The sequence below is a fragment of the Enterobacter sp. MF024 genome (assembly GCF_005843915.1).
GTDB lineage: Bacteria > Pseudomonadota > Gammaproteobacteria > Enterobacterales > Enterobacteriaceae > Enterobacter > Enterobacter barmai.
Genome location: NZ_VCBB01000015.1, coordinates 1 through 23,098, shown reverse-complemented (window position 1 = coordinate 23,098; position 23,098 = coordinate 1). Strand labels below are relative to the sequence as shown.

Sequence of the window (23,098 nt, the reverse complement as noted above, 5' to 3'; positions counted from 1 at the left end):
ATGGAAACTATTGATTTCAGGTATACAATCGCGGCAATTAACGATTAAGGATAAGACCATGACTAAGCATTATGACTACATCGCTATCGGTGGCGGCAGCGGCGGCATCGCCTCGATTAACCGTGCGGCCATGTATGGCCAGAAGTGCGCGCTGATTGAAGCGAAAGACCTCGGCGGCACCTGCGTCAACGTCGGTTGTGTACCGAAAAAGGTGATGTGGCATGCGGCGCAGATCCGCGAGGCTATCCATCTTTATGGCCCGGATTACGGTTTTGACACCACCATCAACAACTTCGACTGGGATCGCCTGATCGCCAGCCGTACCGCCTACATCGATCGTATTCACACCTCCTACGATAACGTGCTGGGCAAGAACAACGTCGACGTGATCCGTGGTTTTGCCCGCTTTGTGGATGCGAAGACGATCGAAGTCAACGGCGAGACGATCACCGCCGATCATATCCTGATCGCTACCGGTGGCCGTCCGAGCCACCCGGCTATTCCGGGTGCGGAATACGGCATCGACTCTGACGGTTTCTTCGAACTGCCTGCCCTGCCGAAACGCGTCGCTATCGTGGGCGCAGGTTATATCGCCGTGGAGCTGGCGGGTGTGATTAACGGTCTGGGCGCTGAAGCGCACCTGTTTGTGCGTAAACACGCCCCGCTGCGCAACTTCGACCCGCTGATTGTGGATACGCTGGTAGAAGTGATGAACGCCGAAGGCCCGCATCTGCACACTGAAGCGATTCCGAAGGCAGTAGTGAAAAACGCCGACGGCAGCCTGACCCTGGAGCTGGAAGATGGCCGCAGCCAGACCGTGGATTGCCTGATCTGGGCCATTGGTCGTGAACCGGCAAACGACAACTTCAACCTGGCCGTCACGGGCGTTGAAACCAACGAGAAAGGCTATATCGTTGTCGATAAGTTCCAGAACACCAGCGTATCAGGCATCTACGCCGTGGGCGATAACACCGGCGCAGTCGAACTGACCCCGGTGGCCGTGGCCGCGGGTCGTCGTCTTTCCGAGCGTCTGTTTAACAACAAACCGGAAGAGCACCTGGATTACAGCAACACCCCGACCGTGGTCTTCAGCCACCCGCCAATCGGCACCGTTGGTTTAACCGAACCGCAGGCGCGCGCGCACTATGGCGACGACCAGGTGAAAGTGTATAAATCCGCCTTCACCGCCATGTATACCGCAGTGACCTCTCACCGTCAGCCTTGCCGCATGAAATTAGTCTGCGTCGGCCCGGACGAGAAGATCGTCGGCATTCATGGTATCGGCTTTGGTATGGATGAGATCCTGCAGGGCTTTGCGGTGGCGCTGAAAATGGGTGCGACTAAGAAAGACTTTGATAATACCGTGGCTATTCACCCGACGGCGGCAGAAGAGTTTGTGACCATGCGTTAATCACGCATAGCGACCGGTGTCAGGCAATCACAATCTGCCCGACGCCGGTACACTCCTCAAAAATAAACATCCTTAACGGCATATTTAACAGACGCATCCCCGCAACATCACAGTGACGTAAATGAATGGGCTGCGTCACGGTACTATTTGAGAAAAAGATATTGCGCAAATCACAACTCTCAAAGCAGAGCCCGTCGATATAACAACGGTTAATTAATAAACTGCCAAACTGAATATTGCGGAATACACTTTTCTTCAGATTGCTGCGAAAAATAATCGCTTTGTTCTCTCCTTCACAAATATCCAGCCACGCTAAATGGCGGCTTTCCAGCAGCCCTACCAGTTCTGTTATAGTGGATTTATATTCTTCAGGTTTTTCAAAAGAAAAAGGCGTAACGCCCTGACGCTTCGCGTTAAGGTTCATAAGGATCCCTGGTTTGAAGTTGTCATCTGAAACGATGACGACGGAGTGGAATCTCTTAATTACTTATTTCAGCGTGGCGAAACAATATCGATTTTGGACAATTATTTGCAGAGTTGGCCGATGAGATAAAAGTTCAAATACATAGCGTTATTAATTCAATAAATAATTAATTTCACTTAGGTGTCTATTTTATGCCAATTAACAGCAATAAGAATGCCATTCTGGTTCTGGAATCTCCGTGGAAGCTCGACGATCACGATGCCCATCGCTCGTCGGTATTGCCGTTTGTACAAGGGATCGCGAAGATGCATGGCAATACCGAGGTCTATTGCCTGAACTTCTACAACAAAAGCAGCTTTGATGTTGCGCTGGAGTGCCTGTGTCGTCAGAAGTTCGACAACACCATCGTTTATGTGGCGGCGCATGGCAGTAGAACTCATATTGGAGATGTTTCCCTGGACCATCTCCTCTATACCATTAATGAAAAATCGAAGAAATTTAATATCAAAGGCCTGATGCTTGGCTCATGCTTTGCGGGCAGTAAAATCGAACACCTGGAAGCTTTTATCGAAGGCAGTAAACTGACCTGGTGCGCAGGCTATTCATCTTCATGTTACTGGCTTCAGGGAACGATGCTTGACTGCGCCATCATTCATAGCGCGCTCAATATTGAAGACGAACAATATAAAACGCGTGAAGAGATGGAAGAGACTTTTGCCGCTGCGGTCGCGCCATTCGCCCCAAATGCGGTCATCGGCTCAAACGCGAAAGATGAAGATGTGGCGCTGTCTGACTCCCTACAGTTTGTTATACAGCCGGAAGGCAGAGGCTTTCGCGCGCAGTGCTCATCAAACAACGTGTTTGAACGGGCGCTAGGGTATCGCTTGAATGAAGAGACGGAAACGGCCTCCTCATAAGCGCGCTAATGCATAGCGAAAGATCCGAATTTTATCTGCACTTTTTACTGCTGGATGCCCTGTTTACTGCCCTAAAAACATCAACATGGCTCCAGCAACCTCCTATTTTCCTCAATTACAAAACGTGATCTACCGCACATTTCCCTCACCACAGACCGAAGCGAATGTCTAAGATTAGTAGGCAACCGGATAAAACCAGACCTGAGACAACGTAAACCGGAGGTCCTGACCACCATGTTCAACCAGAATATACGCACTGTAGAGACCGTAGAGTTCGACATAGAACAAGAACTTCTCTACGAAATCGATCCCTGCGAGTTAAAACTGGATGAAATGCTCGAGGCGGAACCGGAACCCGAAATGATTGAAGGGCTGCCCGCATCCGATGCGCTCACCCCTGCCGATCGCTACCTTGAGCTTTTCGAGCATGTGCAGTCGTCGCGACTCTTTGCCGACAGCAAAACTTTCCCCGACTGCGCGCCGAAGATGGATCCGCTGGATATTCTCATCCGTTACCGGAAGGTGAGACGCCACCGGGACTTTGACCTGCGCCAGTTCGTGGAAAACCACTTCTGGCTGCCGGAAGTCATGTCGAGCGAATATGTTTCGGATCCTTCGTTCTCGCTCAAAGACCATATCGACACCCTGTGGCCGGTGCTGACCCGCGAGCCGCAGGATCACATCCCCTGGTCATCGCTGCTGGCGCTGCCGCAGGCCTACATTGTGCCCGGCGGGCGATTCAGCGAAACCTATTACTGGGACTCTTACTTCACCATGCTGGGGCTGGCCGAGAGCGGCCGCCACGACATGCTTAAGTGCATGGCGGATAACTTTGCATGGATGATCGAAAGGTACGGCCATATTCCTAACGGGAACCGCACCTACTACCTGAGCCGCTCCCAGCCGCCGGTGTTTGCCCTGATGGTGGAGCTGTTTGAAGAGGACGGCGTGCGCGGCGCCAAGCGCTATCTGGATCACCTGAAAATGGAGTACGCCTTCTGGATGGACGGCGCGGAGTCGCTGCTGCTCAACCAGGCCTACCGTAGCGCGGTACGTATGCCGGACGGCTCTCTGCTCAACCGCTACTGGGATGACCGTGACACGCCGCGGGACGAATCCTGGATAGAGGACGTCGAAACCGCCCGCCACTCCGGACGTCCGCCTAACGAAGTCTACCGCGACCTGCGCGCCGGGGCCGCTTCCGGCTGGGACTACTCCTCCCGCTGGCTGCGGGATCCGAGCCGGCTGGCGAGTATTCGCACTACCCAGTTTATCCCTATCGATCTCAACGCCTTCCTGTTCAAGCTGGAGAGCGCCATCGCCAATATTTCGGCATCGAAAGGGGATAAAGAGACCGCAGAACTCTTCCGCCAGAAGGCGAGCGATCGCCGCGCGGCGGTTAACCGCTATCTGTGGGATGACGAGAACGGCTGCTATCGCGATTACGACTGGCGTCGTGAGCAGCTGGCGCTGTTCTCCGCGGCCAGCATCGTGCCGCTGTACGTCGGCATGTGCACCCATGAACAGGCTGAACGCCTGTCCGATGCGGTAAAAGCGCGGCTCCTGACGCCGGGCGGTATTCTTGCCACCGAGTACGAAACCGGCGAACAGTGGGATAAACCCAACGGTTGGGCACCGCTGCAGTGGATGGCGATCCAGGGGTTCAAGCAATACGGTAACGACTCCCTGGGGGATGAAATTGCCTGGAGCTGGCTGCACACGGTAAACCACTTCTACAAAACGCATCACAAGCTGATTGAGAAGTATCACATCGCCAGCAGCCAGCCCCGGGAAGGCGGCGGGGGTGAGTATCCCCTGCAGGATGGGTTTGGCTGGACCAACGGCGTGGTGCGTAGACTGATTGGCCTGTACGGGGAGCCGTAACTCCCCGCCGTGTCAGCGGATGACCTCATAAATGGCCGTCTGAATGGTCTGCCATTTTTTGGTGCTGGCGTCCGGCTGGGCCTGCGCCCGCCGCTTCGCCTGGTCCATATCGTGCCGCTGGCGCTCAACCACCGCCGGAACGGTGCAGAAGGCCTGGAGATACTCTTTACGCAGATCCGTCAGCGGCTCACCGCCTGCCATCGCGTGCCCGAGGGTATTGATAAACTGCCGGCAGGGCTTCTCCTGCCCCATTTGCAGACGGTAGCGCATCAGCAGGTCCAGCACCTCGCGATGGTTCATGGAGAGCGCATGCTCGGTCCAGGAGAGTTTCCACTCCATTCCCGCTTTCAGAAACAGCTTCGCCACGCGTGTGTCGTTTCTGTCGATTGCCGCGCGGAAGTTATTTTCATCCCAGGTGACACCCATACGCGTCAGCGTTTCGCGGGAGGAAGGCGTCTCGCGCATCTCTTCCGTTGCCACCGTCTTCACAGGGGGTGCCACGGTGCTGGCCGCCTGGGTCGGGCCGCTGCTCTCAATTAACAGCCAGGTGCCCATCATCAGCATGCCCATCACCATCACCCCGACCGCGCCCCACAGAACAACCGAGATCAGGTAATCGCGCTGCTCCGGGGTACGCGCAGGCCGACGGTTCGGTTTATCGATGGTGTCGCGCACCTCAAAGATGTCGTCGCCAGTGAGCTGATTTTTTTTCCTCGCGTTCTCCCAAAAGAGATCCAGCTCGTGGGTGCCCTCTGCCATCAGCCCCGTCGGGTTCACGGTGGTGCGGCCCTCGTTAAAGGCGCGCTGAACGGGGCTGGCGATCTGGGCGTAATAGTTATCCAGCAGGAGGAGTTGCGCGGAGGTCAGCGGCTGCCGGGCAATAATGTTATTGCGGATCAGGCGGATATCATCAAGAAAGGACTGGAGCGTTTTACGCGGCTCCACCATTAACGTCAGCAGGGCCGGATCGCTGAACAGCGCCGAATAAGAGCGGGAATACTCTTTTTTATCCACCAGCATCAGCGCCAGCTCGCTAAACATCATGCCGCCGAGGGCGTCGTTGCGTTCGCCCTGCTGCAGCCAGCGACGAACCCGATCGGCACCAAACAAGGTTTTCAGATGATTGTTCAGGCGCGTCGGGTCCGGCCAGGCCTGCACGATCAGCCCTTTCATCATCAGCTCCAGCGCCCGCACCTGTTTCTGGGCGTGCTGCTGGCGAAGCTCATCGCCGGGACTCAATTCCGTACTGTAGGTCAGCAGCGGCTGCTGCAAACGCAGATGTTCCAGCGCCGTGACGAAGCGCATCGCGGCAATCAGCTGGTTATCGCTCACCTCCTGCCCGCTCTCATACTGCGGAACCCGCTGCTGTAAAAGCCGCAGCTGCAGGGTGAACTGCGACAGCTCGGCATCGTTGAGGTTCAGCCGTTTTGCCACGCTCGCCCAGCCGCCCAACGCCAGCCTGGCGGAATCCAGCTGCTCAAGGAACCAACGGGGATCTTTGCCTTCGGCAACATGCACCTTTAACAGGAGCAGGATCTCCACGGAGGCCTGACGAATAATTCCCAGACAGCGTTCAAACTGCTCGCGGATCACGTGCGAATTACTGAGGGTCATCATTTTCCTTTAAATGCCGCGCAAAGATTCAGGCGCAGCTAACGGAGAGCGTTTATTTTTTAAGTGGTTATACCAGATTAAACATAACCGATAACCGCTACTATTTCAGTGATAATGTTAAAATCATTTACAAAAGCTCCCGGAGATCTGGCATGCCTGTGTTGCACACCCCGCGTTTAACCTGCTCCCCGTTACAGGAAGAAGACTGGCCCTTTTTTCTCTCGCTGCAGCAACACCCCGATGTGATGCGCTACGTCGCCGAAGCCCGCCCGGAAGAGGCCATCCGCCAAGCCTTTACGGCGCGTCTGCCCGCGTGGACGCCGGGCAGCGCCCACTGGCTGTGCCTGGTAGTGCGCGATAACGCCAGCCAGACGCCGCTCGGGGTCACGGGCTATATCCATCATGATGATGACTGCGCCGAAGTGGGCTTTCTGTTTGCTCCGCAGGCGCAGGGAAAAGGCTACGGCTTTGAGTCTTTACAGGGAGTGTGCGATTACGCCTTTACTCAGGGGGGCATCCGCCGCTTAACCGCCACGGTGACGGCGGGCAACGTGGCCTCGAAACGCCTGCTGGAAAAAGTGGGGTTTGTGCTGGAAGGTGAACTGCGCGAAAGCTACTGGCTGGCAGGCGAGTGGCATAACGACTGGCTGTTTGGGCTGTTAAGAAAAGAGTACGACTAAACGTGCCGCGGGGCTCCCTCCCCGGCACCTTCTTACAGGAACATCCCTCCGGAAACTTCAATGCGCTGGGCATTCATCCAGCCGAGTTCGTTACTGAGCAGCGCTGCAATCGCATCGCCGATATCGTCCGGCAGCCCGACGCGTCCCAGCGCCGTCTGGGAGGCAATCTGCTGATTGATCTCTTTATTATCACGCACGCGACCGCCACCAAAATCGGTTTCGATGGCCCCGGGGGCGATAATATTGGCGGTGATGCCACGCGCGCCCAGCTCTTTGGCCTGATAGCGGGTGAGCACTTCCATCGCCCCTTTCATCGCCGCATAGGTGCTGGAGCCCGGCAGGGCAAAACGGGCCAGACCGGATGAGACGTTGAGGATCCGCCCGCCGTTTTTCATCAGCGGTAACAGGCCCTGGGTCAGAAAGAAGGGTCCTTTGAAATGGATGTTCATCACTTCATCAAACTGGGCTTCCGTGGTCTCCACATAAGGGGCGTATAAACCCACGCCGGCGTTGTTCAACAAATAATCGAAGGTGTTGCGCTGCCACACCGAATGCAGTTTTTCGGTCACCTGAGCAACAAAACTCTCAAAGCTGGCGACATCGCCGACGTTCAGCTGCAATGCTGCCGCTTTCACCCCTTTTTGCTCAATTTCGCGTACAACATCAAGCGCTTCCTGCTCGCTGCGGTTGAAGGTGAGCAGGATCCCGACACCTTTCGCTGCCAGCTTCAATGCCGCGTTTTTACCGAGCCCGCGGCTGCCGCCAGTCACTATTGCAATACGTTCAGTCATAAGAAACCTCGTTTCGGCTGTTGTGGTGATTGAGAAAGAGCTTATTAGGTGATAGAAAATCAATAAATACGCTCTGCAACGCTTCACTGTTTCAAACTCAACAACAATGAGCGCTCCCTATGGATAAAATTCACGCAATGCAGCTGTTCATTCGCGTCGCTGAACTGGAGAGTTTTTCCCGCGCCGCGGACTCAATGGGCCTTCCTAAAGGTAGCGTATCGCGCCAGATTCAGGCGCTGGAGAACGGGCTTGGCACGCAGTTGCTGCACCGCACCACGCGGCGCGTCAGCCTGACGCAGGACGGCATGGTCTATTACGAGCGGGCCAAAGATCTGCTGGCAAACATGGATGAACTGGATGGTCTTTTTTTGCACGACCCTGCCAGCGTCAGCGGAAGAATACGCGTGGATATGCCGACAGGCGTTGCGCGAAATTTAGTCATCCCCAAACTGCCGCTTTTTTTACAGCAGTATCCCGGCATTGAACTGGAGCTGAGCAGCAGCGACCGGCTGGTGGATGTGATCCGCGAAGGATTTGACTGCGTGGTGCGCGTCGGCACCCTGAAGGACTCCGGCTTAATCGCCCGCCCGCTCGGCAGGCTGTCGGTGATTAACTGCGCCAGCCCCGATTATCTGTCGCGTTTTGGCTATCCGGACGGGCTGGATGATTTAGCCTCCCATGCGGTGGTGCACTACGCGACGCATCTCGGCACCCGCCCCCAGGGGTTCGAATATTTTGATGGCGACATTAGCCACTGGATCAAGACCGGCGGCGTCCTGACGGTCAACAGCACCGAGACCTACCACGCCTCGGCCCTCGCCGGACTCGGGATTATTCAGGTGCCAAGGGTCGGCGTGCGTGACGCGCTGCGCGCCAAAAAGCTGCTGGAGATCCTGCCGCAGTACCGCGCCAGACCGATGCCGGTGTCGCTCATTTATCCCCATCGCCGCAATCTTTCCCGCCGGGTGCATCTGTTTATGGCCTGGCTCACGGAAATCATGAAAACCTACGTTGACTGAGCGCAGGCTATAATTGCAGGGACTACTCGCTAAACGATAAGGAAAACGTGACTGATGCCGGATAGCAACCCGCAACGTCCCACCCAGGATCTGGATTACGAGCCGATTAAGAAACTGGAAAACAGCCCGCCCCCGAAGCCAGCTGAAGCCAAAATTACCGCCGTGCGTAAAACGGGCAGTCTGCTCGACAAGGCGAAAGACGTCATTCAGCTGATTCAGCAAAGGCCGATGATTGCCCACCTGCTGCGCGCGACCGAGCGGTTTAACGATCGGCTGGGCAATCAGTTTGGCGCGGCGATCACCTACTTCTCATTTCTGTCGATGATCCCCATCCTGATGCTCTCCTTTGCCGCAGCAGGGTTTGTGCTGGTGTCGCATCCGACGCTGCTGCAGGACATCTTCACTAAAATCCTGCAGAACGTCAGCGATCCGACGCTGGCCACCACCCTGAAAAGCACCATCAGTACCGCCGTCCAGCAGCGTACTACCGTGGGGATTGTCGGGCTGTTTGTGGCGCTCTACTCCGGCGTTAACTGGATGGGTAACCTGCGGGAGGCGATCCGCGCCCAGTCGCGCGACGTCTGGGAACGTAAGCCGCAGGATGAGGAGAAGATCTGGACCAAATATTTCCGCGACTTCGTCTCGCTGATTGGGCTGCTGGTGGCGCTGGTTATCACCCTCACCATCACCTCGGTGGCGGGCTCGGCGCAGCAGATGATCATCTCCGCGCTCTATCTCGACACTATTGAGTGGCTGAAACCCGTCTGGCATCTGGTGGGGTTAGGTATCTCGATGCTGGCGAACTATCTGTTGTTCTTCTGGATCTTCTGGCGTCTGCCGCGTCACCGGCCTCGCCGCAAGGCGCTGATCCGCGGCACGTTCATTGCCGCTATCGGCTTTGAGGTGATCAAAATCGTGATGACGTACACCCTGCCATCGCTGATGACCTCCCCGTCCGGGGCGGCGTTTGGCTCCGTGCTGGGGCTGATGGCCTTCTTCTACTTCTTCGCCAGACTGACCCTGTTCTGCGCGGCCTGGATCGCCACCGCCGAGTACCCGGATGACCGGCGAATGCCCGGCAAAACGCACCGTTAAATACCCCATCGGGCTGAATAAGAATGAAATATATCAGCCCGATTCATCATTTCAGCATATAAATCCAGCCTGTAACTTTTATTTAACCGAAAACCAGTTTTATCCTCTAACTTTTAATTTCTGTGAAGCATTTCATAGATGTGATTTTCCTGGTCTGAAAATTATCCGCTTTTTGCTGCCTTTTTCACCGCCCGCTGCGTTTGTTACAGATTGAAATGTCGCTTTTGCTGTGCGTAATATGGCCTTTCGTTCGCCAAAAATAAGAAAAGTTTATGCAAGCCACAGCCACAACACTCAATTCAGAGCAGGAAAACGTCCCGGTTAACTCGCGCAATAAAGTCGTCGTCGCGTCACTGATTGGCACCGCCATCGAATTCTTCGACTTCTATATTTACGCTACCGCTGCGGTTATCGTTTTCCCGCATATCTTCTTCCCGCAGGGCGACCCGACGGCGGCAACGCTGCAGTCGCTGGCGACCTTCGCCATCGCCTTCGTCGCGCGTCCTATCGGCTCTGCGCTGTTCGGTCACTTCGGCGATCGCGTCGGACGTAAGGTGACCCTTGTCGCCTCGCTGCTGACCATGGGGATCTCCACCGTTGCCATCGGCCTGCTGCCGACCTATGAAACCATCGGTATTCTGGCACCGCTGCTGCTGGCGCTGGCCCGTTTTGGTCAGGGTCTGGGGCTGGGTGGTGAATGGGGTGGCGCGGCGCTGCTGGCCACCGAAAACGCGCCGCCGCGCAAGCGTGCGCTGTATGGCTCCTTCCCGCAGCTGGGCGCGCCGATTGGCTTCTTCTTTGCCAACGGCACCTTCCTGCTGCTCTCCTGGCTGCTGACCGACGAGCAGTTCATGACCTGGGGCTGGCGTATTCCGTTTATCTTCTCGGCGGTGCTGGTGCTGATCGGCCTGTATGTGCGCGTCTCCCTGCACGAAACGCCGGTGTTTGCCAAAGTGGCCGCTGCGAAGAAACAGGTAAAAGTTCCGCTGGGCACGCTGCTGACCAAACACGTTCGCGTGACCGTGCTGGGCACCTTCATCATGCTGGCGACCTATACGCTGTTCTACATCATGACAGTCTACTCCATGACCTTCAGCACCACGGCTGCGCCGGTGGGTCTGGGTCTGCCGCGTAACGAAGTGCTGTGGATGCTGATGATGGCGGTAATCGGTTTTGGTGTGATGGTGCCGATCGCGGGCCTGCTGGCCGACCGCTTTGGCCGTCGCCCGAGCATGATCGTCATCACCTCGCTGATTATCGTGTTTGCGCTGTTCGTTTTCCCGCCGCTGCTCGGTTCCGGTAACCCGGCCCTGGTGATGGCGTATCTGCTGATTGGTCTGAGCCTGATGGGGCTGACGTTCGGCCCGATGGGCGCGCTGCTGCCAGAGCTGTTCCCGACCGAAGTGCGTTATACCGGAGCATCCTTCTCCTATAACGTCTCTTCGATTCTGGGCGCGTCCGTGGCGCCGTATATCGCCACCTGGTTACAGGCGAATTATGGTCTGCAGTATGTGGGGTTCTACCTGGCAGCGATGGCGGCACTGACGCTGATTGCGCTGCTGCTGACCCACGAAACCCGTCACCAGTCGCTGTAATATGACAAGGCCGGGTGGCGGCTACGCCTTACCCGGCCTGTAAAACTCAAGGCCCGGCAAGCATCGCGCCGCCGGGCAACAACTCCCGCACTATTTCTTCATCTGCGACAGAATGGTCTGACACTGGTTAGCCTGCCCTTCTGACGGCGAGATCAGCGCCAGCAGTGCCGCTGCCGGGGTCACCAGCGTCGCCAGCGCCGCAGCCACCGCGCCGCGAGCAATCAACGGCCCTGCTTTCACCCCCGCATCCGGATCTTTAAAGCTACCGCGCACGTACAGCGGCGAGCGCAGCGTCACGATGCGAATCCCTTTGCTTTCCGGGTTGATGGTGAGATCGAGCTGCTCCGAGGCCATACTGGCCGTGCCGGTAATGTTGATCACCGCATTTTCGGTATCAAAGGCAAAGATTTGCGGACGCGCCACGCCGTTCACCAGGTCGATATTGGCGGCGGCACAGTTCACCCGCACTTCATCATCGCCAAAGATCTGCCCGATAATAAAGTTGCCGACGTTCAGACCGAGGATCTCCATCAGGTTACGGCTCACCAGCCCGTCATTCATCAGCAGCTTCAGGTTGCCGTTGCCGTTGCCCAGCAGGGCCGCCACCGAGTTGCCGGTGCCGCGAATTTTGGCATCGCCGTTCATTTCGCCGAGGGTTTTCTGCATCAGTTCCACATCCGGCATCAGCTCTTTCAGCTTCAGCCGTCGCGCCTGAATATCCGCCTGACCCCGCATCGGGTTTTTATCCCCTTCCAGATGAATATTTGACGAGATGGTCCCCCCGGCCAGGCCGAACTTCAGCGGCTCCAGGCGCAGATCGGCATTTTTCAGAATGATATGGGTAGAGAGGTTGCTGATGGGCAGGCTGCTGCCATGCTCGATTCGACGCCCCTTGAAGCGCACGTCGGCATCCATCACGTCCCACTTATCGGTTTCGAAGCGGTCATTCGGCAGCACTTTGCCCGACGGCGGTGCCTCCTTTCTGACCTTCTGCGCTTTCGTGCCTTTACCGGAATCGACGCCAATCAGCGGCCCTAAATCGGCAAGGCGCAGCTGACGTGATTCCACGTCGCCTTCCAGCTTCGGTCGCGGTTTACCGGTGCTGTAGGTCAGCGAGCCGTGAATATCGCTGTCACCGATCCGGCCATTAAAGTCGCGGTAATCGTAGACCGAGGATTTTTCCGTATCGATTTTCGCCACCAGATGGCCGTCCGTTTCAAACGGCGGGGTATCCGGCAGCAGAACGCCGGTCAGCTTATAGAGTTCACCCAGTGAATCCCCGGCGAATTTAAGCCGCAGGTCAACGCCCCCCATTTTCATCGGGTCGTTCACCGTGCCGACAAAGGCCACCCGGGTATTACCGGAGCGGAAGTCGGCCTGCACCGGGAACGGCGTGCCTTCGCTGCGCAGCGCCAGCATGCCGCCAATTTTACCGGTGCCACGTAACGGCTGATCGTTATAGCGCCCTTCGGCCTTCAGGCCAAAGACGTAATCCCCCACCTTGCCCTTCTCATCTTTCCCCTTCGCGCCGGTCACTTCGCTGAACGGCAGCGGTTTACCGAGCGGATCGACAAAGATCTCGAGGTCGGCTTTGCTCACTGCATCATCAATGGCGACGCGACCGCGATCGAAAATAATGTTGTCGAGCCGGAACGACCAGGCCGAAGGCTGCGCGTTTTCCTCTTTGTCTTTGCTATCAGCGAGATCAAAGGTCCAGTTGTTGGTTTTTTCCGACAGGCGGATCAGCCGGGCATCGGGCTGTTGCAGTTTGATCCACGGCAGATAGACCGTTTTGGTGAGCAGCGCCAGCGGCGCCAGCGTGGCTTCAACGCGCGGCAGATGGACCATCGTGATATCGGGTATCTCCGGCGGATTGCCGAGGAGGACATCGTTAGCGTGAACGTGCGGCCAGGGGATCCAGCTGCGCCAGCCCGTTTCGTCCTTCTGGCGCTCCCACACGACGCCCAGATCGCCGCGAATGGCGAAAGGTCGGTTAAGTTCGGTTGAGACTTTCTGGTTGATGGTCGGTTTGAGGCGGTTCCAGTCAAACGTCGCAATGATGACGATTGCCACCACAATCAACAACAAGAAGACCCCCAGGATCCAGGTGATAATCTTTGTTGTTTTTGTCATTCCATTCTCCCTTTCAGTAATCACTTGCCTTTCATGAATATAGTCCAGACAAGGGGAAAGGGGCGGCAGCGTCCGGTAATAACGCGTTAAGCACGCGCTATTATGGGAAGCTGCCGGAATTCAGAGGGTGATGATAACGTTGTCGAGCGTCTCCATCGACACCGGACGGGAGAGGAAATAGCCCTGCGCGGCGGCGGCTGGTGAGTTCTGAACATCGCGCCACTCTTCCAGCGTCTCGACGCCTTCGACGATCACGCCCTGGCAGTAGCGGTTCATCAGCTGCAGCAGGAGCGTGAACAGATTACGGCCTTCCGGGGTCTGGCGCAGCATGATGAACAGGTCACGCGCCACTTTGATGTAGTCGTAACGCACTTCACTCAGGGCGGAGAAGTTAGCCATGCCGGTGCCGAAATCGTCCAGCCACAGTGGGCCAAACTCGCACATGGTGGCAAACGAGGAATCCTGCGGCAGACGAACATGTTCCACCAGCTCAAAGCGCAGCCACGGCAGCCGCTGGATCAGCTTCTGCAGGCTCTCATCCTGACGCACCGCCAGCAGGGTTGGGCCATCGACGTTAACCGAAGCCAGAATGTTGTTGTCGGCGAAAAATTCCTGCCTGGCCGCCAGCATGGTGAGCTGCTCTTCCAGAATATCCAGACGATGGCGCACGGGTACTTCCGCGAAGTAGCGATCCGGGGCGATCCGCTGAGCCGGATTTGAAGGATGAGTCACGACGGTCAGGATCTCAATCGCCATCAGCTTACCGTCGGTGCGGTAGATCGGCTGATAAGTGTAAGCGCGCTCACATTGCAGCCAGTAGCGATGTTCCTGTAAGTTCTCAATACTCGCTTCAGGGATGCTCAGCAGCTGGATGTCCTGCCTTAACTTCATTTCACATATCCTGTTGAATGGGGAATAGCCTGTCGGGACTGGTCAAAGGATTATCGGCCTCAGGGAAGAGAACTTTATGTCCGGTTGCGGACGAAAATGAAAATCTGGGATCTCTTACCCGCCAGGAACTTGTCCGAGTTCAAAAAAATAATGGAACGTCGTTTTAATACAGTTGACCGCTCCCGGCCTCCAGCGCAAACTAACCGCAGTTTAATTATCCAGGTTCACGACTATGTCCAAGAAAATTGCCGTGATCGGCGAATGTATGATCGAACTGTCCCAGAAAGGGGCGGAAGTCAGCCGCGGTTTCGGCGGCGATACCTTAAACACCTCGGTGTATATTGCCCGTCAGGTCGATGCTGACGCGCTGGCGGTAAACTATGTTACTGCCCTGGGCACCGATAACTTCAGCCAGCAGATGCTTGACGCATGGCAGAGTGAGAACGTCGATACCTCGCTGACCCAGCGGATGGAGAACCGCCTGCCGGGTCTCTATTACATCGAAACCGACAGCACCGGCGAGCGTACCTTCTACTACTGGCGTAACGAGGCTGCCGCCAAATTCTGGCTGGAGAGCGACAGCGCGGCGCAGATCTGCGAAACGCTGGCCCACTTCGACTACATCTACCTGAGCGGCATCAGCCTGGCGATCCTCAGCCAGAGCAGCCGAGAAAAACTGCTCTCCCTGCTGCGCGAATGTCGCGCCAACGGCGGGAAGGTGATTTTTGACAACAACTACCGTCCACGCCTGTGGGCCAGCCGCGAAGAGACGCAGCAGGTCTATAGCCAGATGCTGGAGTGCACCGATATCGCCTTCCTGACCCTCGACGACGAAGATGCGCTGTGGGGCGAGAAGCCGGTTGATGAGGTGATTGCCCGCACGCAGGCCGCCGGTGTCAGCGAAGTGGTGATTAAGCGCGGCGCGGATTCCTGCCTGGTGGCGATTACCGGTGAAGCGGTTATCGAAGTGCCTGCAGTGAAGCTGGCGAAAGAGAAAGTGATTGATACCACCGCGGCGGGTGACTCCTTCAGCGCCGGGTATCTGGCAGTGCGTCTGACGGGCGGTACGCCACAGGCAGCAGCCCAGCGCGGCCACCTCACCGCCAGCACGGTGATCCAGTATCGCGGGGCCATTATTCCGCGCGAAGCAATGCCGGAGTAACTGCGGTCTGATGCCCTCACCCCGGCCCTCTCCCACAGGGAGAGGGAGCAAACACTAAAAAAGGCAACTTACGTTGCCTTTTTGCTTTTATTTCGCTGGCGCCATAATCCCGTCCCACGTCGCCTGCAGATCCTTCATGTCGTATTCCGGCTCACCTTTCGGCTGCATTAGAATCAGCGACATATCCTGAGAAAGCTGCTGACGCAGATCCTGGCTCAGCATATCCGCGGTCAGGCTGTTAAGGAAATCCTGACGCAGTTTCTGATACTGTTCTGGCGCGATATCCACCACCTGATTTTGCAGGGAGCGAATACGCTGGCTGATCAGGATATCAGTATCGGTGCGGGCGTAGGTGGCGAACAGTTTTTGCAGCTCGAGGTTTTTCTGCGCCACCAGCGCGTTGAACTCCTCTTCGCTCAGGCCGTTGTCGCGCACTTTCGCCAGCTCTTTCGCCACCACCGCCATATTGGCGTTCAGCTTGTCGCCCGGCGACTCAACGTTAATGGCGCACTGGGCACGCTGGAACAGCACCCGGCAATCAAAGCCCAGACCAATGTCTTTGGCGTTGTTCTTACTCAGGGTTTGCTGAACATGCCAGAACAGCGCTTCACGGGCCAGATCGGCGCGCCAGTAACGCAGCAGCGCGGCAGACTCGCGAATCGGCTGCCACGGGCTGTCCCACATAATAGAGAGACGATCCTGACGCACGGCATCGGTCATGATGCTCACCGGCTCTGCGCGCAGAGGCGAAAGCGTTGGCACCGGTGCAGGCGTACTGCGTTTGCCCTTCAGCTCGCCAAAGGTTTTGCTGATTTGCTCAATCACCGCGCGGCTATCAACGTTGCCGACCACAATCAGGGTCATGGCATCCGGGGTGTACCAGGTCTGGTAGAAGGACTTCACCTGCTCAATATCAACCGGCTGCTTTAGCGGCTCTGCCGGGTCGTGGCCGAGCAGCGCAGATCCTTTCAGGCGATAACGCCACCAGCCCTCTTTGGTATCTGCCGGCCAGGTCGCCACCATATCGCTGTTGCTCAGGGCGTAATTCACCGTTTCAGGGGTAATGGAGACACTACCGGCGGTATCGGAAAGCCAGGTCAGCGCCTCTTTGAGCAGATCGTTGCGGTTGTTTGGCAGGCTGAGGTTAAACATGGTGTAGTCGTAGGAGACGACTGCAGGCGGCAGCGGGCGCTTTGGATCGATGCCCTGTTGCCATAATGAACGGGCCTGCACGGCCTGCAGGCTGCCGCTTTGCGTCAGCGCCAGGCGGGGCAGAAAGTGGCTGAAACCGCTCTGTTGCGTGCTCTCGGTCAGGGAGCCGGTATTGACGGAAAGGCGGATTTCAATGCGGTCGCTGGGGCGTTGTGGGGTGGCTAATACCTGCCACTGAAACCCATTCGCCAGCGTTCCCTGTTGCCAGGCCGGGTCCGGCTGGAGCGCGTCAGCCTGCACGTAACTGGCTGCTGCCATCATGAGCAAACCGCCGGTTAAGAGTCGAATTTTTGTGCCCTGCATGTGAACCCCTGATCAACATTCCTGGTTACAAAGAGTGCCACACGCCCTGTCGCACTCTAAAGATGATGTTCAAAACACTCCGATTAGACCGCGCATGAAGCGAAACGTCACGGCATGAAGTGAAATTTACCCGAAATAAATCTTATCGAATTATGACAAGTAATCAGGGCCATTATGCGCAGGAGCCCGCACCCCGACAAGGGAATGCGGGCCAGAGGGAAGATTTTAGGAGGACAAACCGTGTGTTTTGCCGTCTGGCGCACGATTATTCAGCGTATCGTCGAGCTTTTTGTGGTCCAGCTCTTTCACCCACTTCGCCACAACCACCGTCGCCACACCGTTGCCGACCAGGTTAGTCAGGGCACGGGCTTCAGACATAAAGCGGTCGATACCGAGGATCAGCGCCAGCCCGGCCACCGGCAGGTGTCCGACGGCGGAGATCGTTGCCGCCAGCACGATAAAGCCGCTTCCCGTCACCCCTGCCGCCCCTTTCGAGGAGAGCAGCAGCACCACCAGCAGCGTGATTTGATGGAAGATATCCATATGGCTGTTGGTGGCTTGGGCAATAAACACCGCCGCCATCGTCAGGTAGATGGACGTCCCGTCGAGGTTGAAGGAGTACCCGGTCGGAATAACCAGTCCCACCACCGATTTACGGCAGCCCAGCTTCTCCATCTTGTCGAGCATGCGCGGCAGCGCCGACTCGGACGAGGAGGTACCCAGTACAATCAGCAGCTCTTCACGGATATAGCGGATGAACTTGAAGATGCTGAAGCCGGTCGCGCGCGCAATGCTTCCCAGTACCACCACCACAAACAGAATACAGGTGATGTAGAAACAGATAATCAGCTGGCCCAGCTGCACCAGGGTACCAACGCCATATTTACCGATAGTAAATGCCATCGCCCCGAAGGCGCCAATAGGTGCCAGACGCATGATCATATTGATGATGCCGAAGATCACCTGCGAGAAGCTCTCAATGACGTTGAAAATCAGCTGGCCTTTGCTGCCGAGACGATGCAGGGCAAAACCAAACATCACGGCAAACAGCAGCACCTGCAGGATATTCCCGCTGGCGAAGGCACCAATCACGCTGCCGGGGATCACATCCAGCAGGAAGGCGACCACGCCCTGATCTTTTGCCTGATCGGCGTAGACCGCGACTGCTTTTGCATCCAGCGTCGAGGGGTCAACGTTCATGCCCGCGCCGGGCTGCACGACGTTAACAATCACCAGACCAATGATAAGCGCCAGGGTACTGACCACTTCGAAATAGAGCAGCGCTACCGCACCGGTGCGGCCAACGGCTTTCATGCTTTCCATGCCTGCGATGCCGGTCACAACGGTACAGAAAATAACCGGCGCGATAACCATCTTAATCAGCTTAACGAAGGCATCACCAAGCGGTTTCATCTGGGCGCCTAATTCAGGGTAGTAATGACCAAGCAGAATACCGATGGCAATCGCGGTTAAGACCTGAAAATAAAGACTTTTGAAGAGAGAGGTTTTCATAAGGTGTCCTTGGGAAGAAAAGCCACAGGTTTTGTAGGGTTGCTGCTCACCTGCGGCCTTAAAATACCACCCATAAATCAGGACAGATAGGAGTTCAGGCTGAATTTGAAACGAAAATGTTAAGAATTTTGAGCTGGCTCGCACAAGCCAGCAACATTTCAGTCATCTGCGCTATTGTCATCCTGTTTCAGATAACGACTTTCAAAAATATCGCCCGGCACCGCTTTGTCGAATAGGTATCCTTGTCCGCATTCAACCCCGGCATCGGCCAGCCAGCGACGCTGGGCTTCGGTTTCGATACCTTCCGCGATAATCCTCAGCTTCAGGCTACGCGCCAGCTGGATAATCGCCTCGACCATGCTGCTGTCGTCTGGCAGCCCCTCCACGAAGGCCTTATCAATCTTCAGCACGTCTACCGGCAGGGTTTTCATATGCTGCAGCTGACGCAGCCCGGCGTATCCCATGCCAAAGTCATCCAGCGCAATACGCACCCCGGCATTGCGCAGCGGGCGAAGGATTGCCACGGCTTCGTTAGGATCGTCAATCCGGCGGCTCTCGGTGACCTCAAGAATCAGGGTATCGGGCTTGATCTGGTAGCGGTGAATCAGCGCCAGCAGGTCCGGGACCATGTTCGGATGCATCAGCTGCAGTGCCGACAGGTTGACCGACAGCGGCATCATCACCCCCCGCGACTGCCAGGCTGACAGCAATCGGCAGGACTCTTCCAGCACCCAGTGACCCACGGTCACAATCAGGCCACAGTTCTCAATACGGTCGATCAGCCCTTCCGGAAGCGCCCAGCTGCCATCGGCCTGCCGCACCCGCAGCAGCGCTTCGGCGCTATGAACCTTGCCGGTGCGCAGATCCACCTGCGGCTGCAGCCAGATGGCGAAATGGTTGCTGTCCAGCGCGGTGAGGATGTCGTTCTCTTCTGACAGCCGCTGCTGAGCCTTCTCCATCTGCTCAGGCTCGAAGAACTGAATCTGATTTTTACCCTTCTGGCGAGCGGTAAACGCGGCGGAAAACGCCCGGCGGTAAATTTGTTCTGCGGTCAGGTTGCCGTAAAACATCGCGATACCAATACTGGCGCTCGGACGCAGCTGGATCCCCTGCACCGGCAACCGCTCATTAATAACAGTGAGCACTTGCTGACCTAATGTGATGGCGTGCCACGGCTCCTTAACGCCATTGGCAATAATGACGAAGTCATAGCCGCTTACCTGGGTCAGCACCATGCGGGGCGCCAGCACAGTTTTCAGCTTTTCGACCAGCGTCAGTAACACCATTTCCCGCTGGCTCTCTTTCAGCACGCCGGCGGTATCCTGCAGGGTTTCGCAGGCCACCACCATCAGCGCCATGGTGTGCTGACGCTTCACCGCCTGCTCCAGCAGCACCATCAGAAACGCCTTGTTGGGCAGCTCCGACACCGGGAAGCGGGTGGCATTGTGGTTGAGCTCATCATTCTGGCGCATCATGCGCTGCTGATTGAGGTTGTAGCTGCGTACCAGCATGCCGATTTCGTCATCATGGTGCAGGCGCTGCAGGGGCAGCTGGTGCACCATCTGTTGCTGCGGCGAGAGGGAGTCGAGCTCGCGGGCAATTCGACGTAACGGGTGGACAATCAACCGGTTAATGCACCAGGTCAGCGCCACAGTCAGCATCAGCGTCAATAATAAGTAAGTGGTTACCAACGTGGAGACCCAGCTGATAACGAATTTGTACATCCGCCAGGAGTCAGACTGCAGCACCAGATAGGCCAGCGGCTGCGGGTTGGCCGGCCGTTGCAGCGAATAGACCGGCAAAGAGATTTGCACCGGCATCTCAAACAGGCGTTTCATCATCACCGGTACCGGACGCTCCGGGATAAAGTTCATGCGCAGCGCCTGAAACTGGTTCGGCAGTACGACATCCGCCTGGCTGACGACGCCTGCCGGCTTGATGCTTTTAATAATGGACTCCGCCTGGGGGATATCACCCTTCAGAATGGCGGCAGAAAGGGGCTCACGGATTGAGCGGGCGATGCTCTCGAGTTGTGTAGCCGTGTTGTAGCGATTCTGCTGAATGGCATGAAACAGCAAAATGACGCAAAAGACGAAAACAAACACCATGGTGACGGCAGTGACCATCGCCATTTGTTTGATAGTTAAAGAGCGGCTGACACGCAAAATGTATCTCCAGAAACGCGAAAGGCAGGTTAATCTACGAGTGCCCTGCTGCTTTGAGAGTATACCTTATCGGGAACTGATTAAGAGAGTGTAACCAGGTGTTTAGGGATTATTCTGGTTGCCGCTTCGCACAGAGGCTGGCGGCGGTATAGCTTCAGAACGCGGGAGCCAGCGGCTCCCGGTAATTTATTCGGCGCTGCGCAGCGAAATCTCGCCGCCGACCCAGGGTTTAATCACCCCATCCTGCTCCAGTAACAACGCGCCCTGCTCGTTGATACCGCGCGACGTGCCGTAAATCTCTTTGTCGCCGATGATCAGTTTTACCGCACGGTGGGCAAAGTTATCCAGCTTTTCCCAGCGAGGCAGGAACGGCGTTAACCCCTCCTGTTCGAAGATTTTCAGCGAGTGGCGCAGCTCATTGATAACACGCACGGCGAGGACATTACGATCGATAGCGATCCCCGCTTCCTGCAGGTTGATCCAGCCCTGATTGATGTCTTCGGCCTGCACGTTGCGCATCATCAGGTTGATCCCGGCTCCCATGACGATCTGCGCAGCATCACCGGTTTTCCCCGTCAGTTCCACGAGGATACCGGCCAGTTTACGATCGTTCAGATAGAGATCGTTTGGCCACTTCACGCGCACTTTATCGGCGCCCAGCGACTGCAGAACTTCTGCCAGCACAATGCCAATCACCAGACTCAGGCCGATCGCCGCGGCAGGCCCTTGTTCCAGACGCCAGTACATAGAGAGATAAAGGTTAGCGCCAAAAGGCGAAAACCATTTACGTCCCCGACGGCCACGACCCGCCTGCTGATACTCTGCTACGCAGCAGTCACCGGACTTTAGCTCGTTGAGCCTGTTGAGCAGATACTGGTTGGTAGAGTCGATCACCGGCAGAACGGCGACGCTGTTGTCGGTAATTTGACTGTGGATAAAGCCTTCATCCAGCAGCTGGATTGGCTCCGGCAGGCTGTAGCCCTTGCCCGGCACGGTAAAAACATCCACTCCCCAGTCACGCAGGGTCTGAATATGTTTATTGATGGCGGCGCGGCTCATGCCGAGCTGTTCACCCAGCTGCTCACCGGAATGAAAATCGCCGTCGGCCAGAATAGAGATCAGCTTCAGGGGGACGGTATGGTCTTTCATGCAATGGCCTCCACCGCATTCACTTCGCCATGATGGCCGATAAAGCGCACCTCTGGCTCCAGCCAGACATCAAATTTATCACCTACGCGCTGACGCACCTGATGAGCCAGCTGTACGACATCGTCGCTGGTCGCATTGTTTTCATTGATCAGTACTAGTGCCTGCTGGCGATGTACCGCCGCGCCGCCACAGGTTGTGCCTTTAAGCTGACACTGATCGATCAGCCAGCCCGCAGCCAGCTTGACGCTGCCGTCGGCCTGGGGATAGTGCGGTGCATTCGGCCACTGTGCGATTAAGGCATCAGCTTTTTCGCCGGAGATCACCGGGTTTTTAAAGAAACTCCCGGCATTGCCGTTCACTTTCGGGTCGGGCAGTTTACTCATGCGCATGTGGCAAACCGAATCGAAAATGTCTTTCGCAGTGACGGTTGCAGGGTCCAGCCGGGTGAGATCGCCGTAGGTGAGAACAGGCTGCCAGTTTTTTGTCAGGCGCAGGCCAACCGCGACGATGACATATTTATCCTGATACTCATGTTTGAAAATGCTGTCACGATAGCCAAAACGGCACTGTTCTGCGCTTAAACGCAGCGCGTTGCCCGTTGCAAGCTCGATGCAATCGACATAGTCGCAGACGTGTTTGAGTTCGATGCCATAGGCACCTATGTTCTGAATAGGAGATGAACCCGCGCAACCGGGGATCAGGGCGAGGTTTTCCAGCCCCGGCATGTTGTTTTCAAGGGTAAACTGCACCAGGTTATGCCAGTTCTCTCCGGCGCCCACGTGCAGACGCCAGCAATCCTGCGTCTCTTCAACCTCGATCCCGCTGATGCGGTTAACGATCACTGTGCCAGAAAAGTCTTCCAGAAAAAGAACGTTGCTGCCTTCGCCCAGAATAAGAACAGGCTGTTGGTGTTGCGTCGCGTGATTCCATGCGGCCAGCAGTTGCTGCGCATCGTCGGCCCGCACGATCTGTCGGGCATTTCGGTCAATACCGAAGGTATTCCAGGGCTTAAGGGAGTGATTCATAAAGGCTATCCAGATGCAAAAACCGGGATAGTTTACCCCATCGGGGGATCTTTGTCGGCTGGAATCGGGACATGTAGGCCGGGTAAGGCGGAGCCGCCACCCGGCTTTTCCGCGCA

Annotated in this window: 17 protein-coding genes and 1 pseudogene; 8 read left to right on the top strand and 10 right to left on the bottom strand. The window is 56.5% G+C overall.

All coding sequences use genetic code 11. The features are described from left to right. Nucleotides 1-58 precede the first annotated feature (58 nt). Nucleotides 59-1,411: a glutathione-disulfide reductase gene (gene gorA / locus FFB58_RS19030; RefSeq protein ID WP_138370709.1), complete on the top strand. Its 1,353-nt coding sequence runs from the start codon at nucleotides 59-61 to the stop codon at nucleotides 1,409-1,411. Between the two features lie 19 nt (nucleotides 1,412-1,430). On the opposite strand, the gene FFB58_RS19025 is transcribed toward gorA, so the two are convergent. Next, on the bottom strand, nucleotides 1,431-1,835 hold the full coding sequence (locus tag FFB58_RS19025) for a hypothetical protein (RefSeq protein WP_138370708.1): 405 nt from the start codon (nucleotides 1,833-1,835) through the stop codon (nucleotides 1,431-1,433). Nucleotides 1,836-2,026: 191 nt separating this feature from the next. On the opposite strand from FFB58_RS19025, the gene FFB58_RS19020 reads away from it, so the two are divergent. Next, entirely contained in the window at nucleotides 2,027-2,752 is a 726-nt protein-coding gene (locus FFB58_RS19020; RefSeq protein ID WP_138370707.1) for a hypothetical protein, read from the top strand. Between the two features lie 234 nt (nucleotides 2,753-2,986). After that, nucleotides 2,987-4,636, top strand: a complete 1,650-nt coding sequence (locus FFB58_RS19015; RefSeq protein ID WP_039032463.1) for an alpha,alpha-trehalase — start codon at nucleotides 2,987-2,989, stop codon at nucleotides 4,634-4,636. 12 nt (nucleotides 4,637-4,648) lie between these two features. On the opposite strand, the gene FFB58_RS19010 is transcribed toward FFB58_RS19015, so the two are convergent. Beyond that, nucleotides 4,649-6,250 carry an STY4199 family HEPN domain-containing protein gene (locus FFB58_RS19010; protein WP_039032462.1) on the bottom strand — a complete coding sequence of 534 codons (1,602 nt, stop codon included), beginning with the start codon at nucleotides 6,248-6,250 and terminating at the stop codon, nucleotides 4,649-4,651. Between the two features lie 152 nt (nucleotides 6,251-6,402). On the opposite strand from FFB58_RS19010, the gene FFB58_RS19005 reads away from it, so the two are divergent. Beyond that, complete coding sequence (locus tag FFB58_RS19005; RefSeq protein ID WP_039032461.1) at nucleotides 6,403-6,930, top strand: GNAT family protein; 528 nt, start codon at nucleotides 6,403-6,405, stop codon at nucleotides 6,928-6,930. Between the two features lie 32 nt (nucleotides 6,931-6,962). On the opposite strand, the gene FFB58_RS19000 is transcribed toward FFB58_RS19005, so the two are convergent. Continuing rightward, on the bottom strand, nucleotides 6,963-7,721 hold the full coding sequence (locus FFB58_RS19000; RefSeq protein ID WP_138370706.1) for an SDR family oxidoreductase: 759 nt from the start codon (nucleotides 7,719-7,721) through the stop codon (nucleotides 6,963-6,965). Between the two features lie 119 nt (nucleotides 7,722-7,840). Here FFB58_RS19000 and FFB58_RS18995 point away from each other — a divergent pair, with 119 nt between their 5' ends. From FFB58_RS18995 to FFB58_RS18985, 3 genes are all read left to right on the top strand, one after another. After that, entirely contained in the window at nucleotides 7,841-8,740 is a 900-nt protein-coding gene (locus FFB58_RS18995; protein ID WP_138370705.1) for a LysR family transcriptional regulator, read from the top strand. Between the two features lie 51 nt (nucleotides 8,741-8,791). Beyond that, nucleotides 8,792-9,835, top strand: a complete 1,044-nt coding sequence (gene yhjD / locus FFB58_RS18990) for an inner membrane protein YhjD (RefSeq protein ID WP_039032458.1) — start codon at nucleotides 8,792-8,794, stop codon at nucleotides 9,833-9,835. Nucleotides 9,836-10,107: 272 nt separating this feature from the next. Then, nucleotides 10,108-11,430, top strand: coding sequence for an MFS transporter (locus FFB58_RS18985; RefSeq protein ID WP_039032457.1), 1,323 nt, complete (start codon nucleotides 10,108-10,110; stop codon nucleotides 11,428-11,430). Nucleotides 11,431-11,520: 90 nt separating this feature from the next. Here FFB58_RS18985 and FFB58_RS18980 read toward each other — a convergent pair whose 3' ends face one another. After that, entirely contained in the window at nucleotides 11,521-13,563 is a 2,043-nt protein-coding gene (locus tag FFB58_RS18980) for an AsmA family protein (protein WP_138370704.1), read from the bottom strand. A gap of 120 nt (nucleotides 13,564-13,683) precedes the next feature. Continuing rightward, a complete protein-coding gene (gene pdeH / locus FFB58_RS18975) occupies nucleotides 13,684-14,454 on the bottom strand; it encodes a cyclic-guanylate-specific phosphodiesterase (protein WP_138370703.1) in 771 nt (256 codons plus the stop codon). A 232-nt stretch (nucleotides 14,455-14,686) separates the two neighbouring features. Here pdeH and FFB58_RS18970 point away from each other — a divergent pair, with 232 nt between their 5' ends. Next, nucleotides 14,687-15,616, top strand: coding sequence for a sugar kinase (locus FFB58_RS18970; protein WP_138370702.1), 930 nt, complete (start codon nucleotides 14,687-14,689; stop codon nucleotides 15,614-15,616). Between the two features lie 102 nt (nucleotides 15,617-15,718). On the opposite strand, the pseudogene FFB58_RS18965 reads toward FFB58_RS18970, so the two are convergent. From FFB58_RS18965 to murB, 5 genes and pseudogenes are all read right to left on the bottom strand, one after another. Next, nucleotides 15,719-17,131, bottom strand: a pseudogene (locus FFB58_RS18965) (pitrilysin family protein); the annotation flags it as partial. 225 nt (nucleotides 17,132-17,356) lie between these two features. After that, entirely contained in the window at nucleotides 17,357-18,643 is a 1,287-nt protein-coding gene (gene dctA, locus FFB58_RS18960; RefSeq protein ID WP_039032453.1) for a C4-dicarboxylate transporter DctC, read from the bottom strand. Between the two features lie 158 nt (nucleotides 18,644-18,801). Then, on the bottom strand, nucleotides 18,802-20,808 hold the full coding sequence (gene hmsP / locus FFB58_RS18955) for a biofilm formation regulator HmsP (protein ID WP_205735747.1): 2,007 nt from the start codon (nucleotides 20,806-20,808) through the stop codon (nucleotides 18,802-18,804). A gap of 186 nt (nucleotides 20,809-20,994) precedes the next feature. Continuing rightward, entirely contained in the window at nucleotides 20,995-21,957 is a 963-nt protein-coding gene (gene birA, locus FFB58_RS18950) for a bifunctional biotin--[acetyl-CoA-carboxylase] ligase/biotin operon repressor BirA (RefSeq protein ID WP_039032451.1), read from the bottom strand. Continuing rightward, a complete protein-coding gene (murB, locus tag FFB58_RS18945; protein ID WP_039032450.1) occupies nucleotides 21,954-22,982 on the bottom strand; it encodes a UDP-N-acetylmuramate dehydrogenase in 1,029 nt (342 codons plus the stop codon). The genes birA and murB overlap by 4 nt, the downstream gene beginning before the upstream one ends. Nucleotides 22,983-23,098: the final 116 nt, after the last annotated feature.